At 52.8% G+C, this 667-nt stretch carries 2 protein-coding genes; one reads left to right on the top strand and one right to left on the bottom strand.

The annotated features are described in order from the left end of the window. Nucleotides 1-77: 77 nt before the first annotated feature. The gene (locus M5B99_RS29700) at nucleotides 78-431 is read right to left on the bottom strand and encodes a winged helix-turn-helix transcriptional regulator (RefSeq protein WP_103496976.1); all 354 of its coding nucleotides are present in this window, start codon (nucleotides 429-431) and stop codon (nucleotides 78-80) included. 101 nt (nucleotides 432-532) lie between these two features. Here M5B99_RS29700 and M5B99_RS29705 point away from each other — a divergent pair. Beyond that, nucleotides 533-667 (top strand): NAD(P)-binding domain-containing protein (locus M5B99_RS29705; RefSeq protein WP_248807468.1); only part of this gene is annotated, 135 nt, incomplete at its 3' end.

Here is a 667-nt window from a genome sequence, read left to right on the forward strand (position 1 = left end):
GTAAGCGTCCGGCAAACCCGTCTCGACAGCTATTTTCTAGGGGTAGAGCGTTCTGAGCGGCGGATTCTCGACCGCAATCAAATGTGATCGCGCCTCATCTCGGCCCACTCGATCAATGCCTGGATTGACGGCCCGAGTGCATGGCCGATCTGGGTGAGCTGGTACTCCACCCGGGGTGGCACTTGCGGGTACACCGTGCGCAGCACGATGCCATCCTTTTCTAACTGCTTTAGCTGTTGAATCAGCATCTTCTGATTTATTCCCTCGATCAGCTTCTCTAGATCCGAGAAACGAAGCGCACCTTTGGCTGCGAAAAGCTGGCACAAGATGATGATTTTCCATTTCCCTTCCAGCACGCGAAGAGTCTCAGTCGTTGCTTCGGCCCAATTCAACCGATTTTGCGGATCGCCGCAATCCCAATCCCGTTCCATTTCTTTCTCGAAGGTGTGCTACCCACCTTTTGGTAGGTACTTACCATTATTACATCAGCCGCCTAGAATCGGTGCAAGCAAACGATTACTGAGGCTTAACCATGAAAATCGGCATCATTGGAACGGGTAACATCGGCGGCACCATTGCTCGTAAGCTAAGAGCTGCTGGCCATGAGATCCGCGTGGCAAATTCTGGAGGTGTCAACGGCGTTCGTGCATTCGCCGAAGAAATCGGA

Origin of the sequence: Pseudomonas sp. MWU13-2100 (genome assembly GCF_023242365.1) — a bacterium.
GTDB lineage: Bacteria > Pseudomonadota > Gammaproteobacteria > Pseudomonadales > Pseudomonadaceae > Aquipseudomonas.